The sequence below is a fragment of the Mycobacterium sp. 1245852.3 genome (assembly GCF_001669335.1).
GTDB classification, from domain to species: Bacteria; Actinomycetota; Actinomycetes; order Mycobacteriales; family Mycobacteriaceae; genus Mycobacterium; species Mycobacterium europaeum_A.
This window is the reverse complement of record NZ_LZLL01000456.1, coordinates 1-4597: the sequence shown is the minus strand read 5'-3', so window position 1 is coordinate 4597 and position 4597 is coordinate 1. Positions and strand designations below refer to the sequence as shown.

The following is a 4597-nucleotide window of genomic DNA, read 5'->3' as shown; positions in this document are numbered from 1 at the left end:
TGACTCGACGAAATCGACCATTTCGGGAGCGACGGCCATACTCACGTCATGCCCGCGGCGAACCAATTCACGGCCGATCGTTAGGTACGGCTCGACCTCGCCACGCGTTCCCCAATTTGCCAGCACAAACTTCATCGCGGTCATGACTGTTCGATTCCCTGGCGCATCGTCGGATTGCAAGCGGCGGCCCACGCCCTCGGCCCAGACGACCGCAGCATAACCGGACACCCAGTGCTAGTTCAGCGAGTTGCGCTGACTCACGGAACCCGTTGGCAATGTGGGCGGCGGACGCCGAAACCTGCCGTCGCCGCGGAGCCATGTCTAGGCTCTGGCTCTACCGGAGATGTGGGCACCGGGGCTGTGGCCGGCCGTGGGTACGTCGACCCGCGTCGTCGGCATTTGGCTCGGTTCGGGAACGATACGTCGCCGGGCGGCGCGACAACCGAAAGTTTGAGATCCGCAATGAGATTTGTGTTGGCGAGCTACGGGACTCGAGGCGATATCGAGCCGTCGGTTGTAGTCGGCCGTGAGCTGCAGCGCCGAGGGCACGACGTGTGCATCGCGGTCCCGCCCGACCTGGTTGACTTCGCGGAATCGGCCGGGCTTACCGCGGTGCCCTACGGAGCGGAGACACGGGTATGGCTGGACGTGTTCCGCAACTTTTTTACCTCCGTGTTCAGCACGTTCTGGAGAATGCGTGACCTATCGGAGTGGGGACGCGAGCTGTGGAAAGTCAGCACTGGGGCCTGGGTGCAGATGAACGAGACACTGACGTCACTGGCGGACGGAGCCGACCTGGTGCTCGCCGGTCAGACTTACCAGGAGATCGCGGCCAATGTCGCTGAACACCACGGGCTTCCGTTGGCCACGCTGCACCATGCCCCGGTGCGCCCCAACGGCCAATCGTTGCCGATCTTGCCCGCGTCGGCCTCTCGCTTGGTGCTGACGCTGCATGACTGGCTGTGGTGGCGCGCGATCAAGAAGGTCGAGAATGCGCAGCGCAGCCGGCTCGGCCTACCGAAGGCAACATATGGTTCACCGCGGCGAATTGCCGAACGGGGATCGTTGGAAATCCAGGCATACGACGACGTGATTTTCCCGGGCCTGGCGGCCGAATGGGCGCGATGGAAGCATCAACGGCCCTTCGTGGGCGCACTGACGATGGAGTTGCCGACGAGCGCCGACGACGAGGTCGCATCGTGGGCTTCTGCCGGCACACCGCCGATTTTCTTCGGCTTCGGCAGCATGCCGGTGCAATCTCCGTCCGACACGGTCGAGATGATCAGCGGCGCATGCGCCCAGTTGGGTGAGCGGGCACTGATTTGCGCCGGCGTCACCGACTATAGCGGGGTGCGGTGTTCCGACCACGTGAAGGTGGTGGGGGCGATCAATTACGCGGAGACCTTTCCAATTTGCCGCGCGGTGGTCCACCACGGCGGCGCGGGCACCACGGCTGCGGGGCTGCGCGCCGGAATTCCCGAGCTGGTCCTTTGGACGGAACACGATCAGCCGTTTTGGGGAGCACAGGTGAAACGACTGGGGGTAGGCACCGCCCGGCGCCTGTCAACCACCACCGGGCAAACACTTGCCGCGGACCTGCGCCGAGTCCTGACGCCAGAGTGCATCACCCGAGCCCGCGAGATCGCGACACAGATGACCAAGCCTGCCGAAAGCGCTTCGGCCGCTGCCGATCTTGTGGAAGCCTTCGCCCGCTCGGGGCGAGTTGGCTGATCGGGTTGAAGACGCGCCGGAGCTAGCACGTTTCTCCCAAAGTTGCGTCCGACAGGTGGGATTTAGCGCTTTGGAACTGCCGAAAGCCGGGACGGGCGGCGCTGGCTTTGAGTATGGTTTGGACGGGCATAAAGAGGTTGGATCAGAGGCTCTAGGGAGTCGGTGCTCATCGATTCGTTCGCCAAGCATCGGTGATCCGGTTGGTTGTTTTCAACGGCGAAGCACAACGTGCGGCCGAGAGCCTCCTGCGCCGTAACCGGCTAGGCGGTTGATTTGGGGATAGCTGATCGCACTGCGTGCTCGGACGGCGTCGAACAGAACTTGATCGGTGTAGAGCGCATGCGAGCGCGAGAGCCTGGCAGGGATCAGGCTTTTGATGGGCAAAACGCTTCCTGGGGTGAGGCGTTGCATGCAATTTGATGGCAAGGCACTCCCGCTGACGCGTGGTCAGTTGGACATATGGCTTGCGCATGAAATGGGCCGGGGGGGCGCGGAATGGCAGCTCGGTCTGCTGGGGCGAATCGCCGGTCCGGTAGACCGCGGTCATCTCGAACAGGCGATTCGGCAAGCGGTGCAAGAGGCCGAACCAGGCAGGGCCGCATTTGTTGAGGTCGACGGCCAGGTCCTGCAATACGCGGTCGATTATCCAGATGTGGCATTGGATTTCTACGATCTGATCCAGGCGGATGATCCGGCGCAGAAAGTTCAGGAAATAACCGGGACGATTCAACGGACGCCGATGCCGCTAAGCGGCCCGCTATTCAAGTTCGTTTTATTTCAAACTTCGTCTGATGAGTTCTATCTGTTCGCATGCTGTCACCACATAGCGGTGGACGGCCTAGGTATGGCGTTGGTCAGCCGTCGGGTCGCCGCTATCTACTCCGCGATCGTTTTGGGTGAAGCGATCCCGGCTGCTTCCTTCGGGTCGATACAGGACTTGATTGATTGCGAAACAGACTACGAAGCTTCCGCCGACTACCTTGCCGATAAGGCGTATTGGGCCGGCAAGCTCCCACTCGAACGCGGCTCGCATAGTTGGTCGCTCGGATCCACCGACGAGCATGACGCTTTTCGACCCTCTGCGCGGGTCCGGCTGGACTCGTCGGTCGTCGGCCGGCTAAAAGATTTATCCAAGTCGCTGCGCGTCCGCCGGTATTCATTGATCACCGCCGCCTGTGCACTGTTAGCGCGCGGGTGGAGCGCTGACGGCTCGGATGTGGTCCTCGATTTCCCGGTCAGCAGGCGAGTGAGTCCCGAATCCAAAACGCTCCCCGCAATGCTCACGGGGGTGTTGCCGCTGATTTTGAAAGTGCCACCCGACGTTACGCTGGCCGATTTTTGCCAGGATGTTGACGCCCGCATCAGGGAGCTGTTGCAGCACCAGCGTTTTCCCATAAGTGCCCTCGAGGGTGAGAATCGGCTTGCTGGCAGGAAGCGTGAATCCAGACGGCTAGCCGTCAATTTCATTCCTTCACGGCTGCTTCTGGATTTCGCTGGAGCCCAAGCGACAGCGACGTATACCAGCCACGGTCCGGTGGAGCATTTCGGGTTGTTCTTCCAGGGCTTCGGGGACCAGCTCTACCTCAGCACGGCGGGTGCCGGGCTGCCGTTCTCAAATTTTGAGGTGCCCGACCTCGCGCGGCGGCTGTGTCGGGTGTTGGCGGCCATGGCGGACGAGCCGGGGCGGCGGTTGTCGTCGATTGATGTGGTCGATGACAGTGAACGCGAAGTGCTTTACCGGCAGGGTAATCGGGCGGCGTTGACCGCGTCGTCTAGGCCGTTGTCGATCCCAGCGCTGTTCGCGCGTCAGGTGGCCCGGACACCGGAGGCGATCGCGATCACCCATGCCGGCCGCGAGCTCACGTATCGAGGACTCGATGACGCTTCGACCGGGTTAGCGCAATTGATGCTGGAGCGCGGTGTCGGCACGGGATCCGTTGTGGGGCTGCTGTGTCCGCGTTCTATCGAGGCGATCACCGCGATGTTGGCGGTACTCAAAACCGGGGCGGCCTACCTCCCGATCGATCCCGCACATCCCGACGCGAGGAGCGGTTTCGTGCTCGCCGATGCCGCGCCCATCTTGGTGCTGACCACGGCAGGCTTGGCCGAACGTCTCGACGGACATGACGTCGCTTCCATCATCCTCGACGACGTGGCCGTTGGTTTTGAGCGCGCTGCCGCGTTGCCGGCGCCCAGGCCTGACGACGTCGCGTATCTGATTTACACCTCGGGCACCACTGGTGTCCCCAAAGGCGTTGCAGTCACCCATCGCAACGTCACTCGCCTGCTGGCAGCGCTGGACGACACAGTGCCTGGCGGCCCGGCCCAAGTGTGGTCACACTGCCACTCTTTGGCGTTCGACTACTCGGTGTGGGAGATCTGGGGCGCCTTACTGCGTGGCGGTCGGCTGGTAATCGTGCCTGACGCGGTGGCGCGTTCCCCGCAGGACTTGCTTGCGCTGTTGATTGCGCAGCGGGTGACCGTGCTCAGCCAAACCCCGGCGGCGTTTTATGCGTTGCAGTCTGCTGACGCGTTGCGGCCGGCGCCGAGCCAGCTGGAGCTGCAGGCCGTGGTGTTCGGTGGGGAAGCGCTTGAACCGCAACGTCTTCGGCCGTGGCTGGACCGGTACCCGAGGTCGCCCCGCTTGATCAACATGTACGGCATCACCGAAACCACGGTGCACGCGTCGGTTCGGGAGATTGTGGCCGGCGATGTCGAGGGCATTGTCAGTCCCATCGGGGTGCCGTTGGATCACCTGGCGTTCTTTGTGTTGGACCAGTGGTTGCGTCCGGTGCCGGTGGGGGTGGTTGGTGAGTTGTATGTGGCCGGTGCTGGTGTGGGGGTGGGGTATTGGCGGCGTGCGTCG

The 4597-nt window shown here is 62.8% G+C and carries 3 protein-coding genes; 2 read left to right on the top strand and 1 reads right to left on the bottom strand.

Annotated elements, in window-relative coordinates; all coding sequences use genetic code 11:
- A partial coding sequence (locus tag A9W96_RS31615) for a glycosyltransferase (RefSeq protein WP_197499385.1) occupies positions 1-135 on the bottom strand: 135 nt, incomplete at its 3' end.
- A gap of 327 nt (positions 136-462) precedes the next feature.
- On the opposite strand from A9W96_RS31615, the gene A9W96_RS20240 reads away from it, so the two are divergent.
- Together A9W96_RS20240 and A9W96_RS20235 are read left to right on the top strand one after the other, a co-directional pair.
- Positions 463-1731 carry a glycosyltransferase gene (locus A9W96_RS20240; protein ID WP_067142486.1) on the top strand — a complete coding sequence of 423 codons (1269 nt, stop codon included), beginning with the start codon at positions 463-465 and terminating at the stop codon, positions 1729-1731.
- Between the two features lie 409 nt (positions 1732-2140).
- The coding region (locus tag A9W96_RS20235; RefSeq protein WP_156765337.1) for an AMP-binding protein at positions 2141-4597 on the top strand (2457 nt) is incomplete at its 3' end.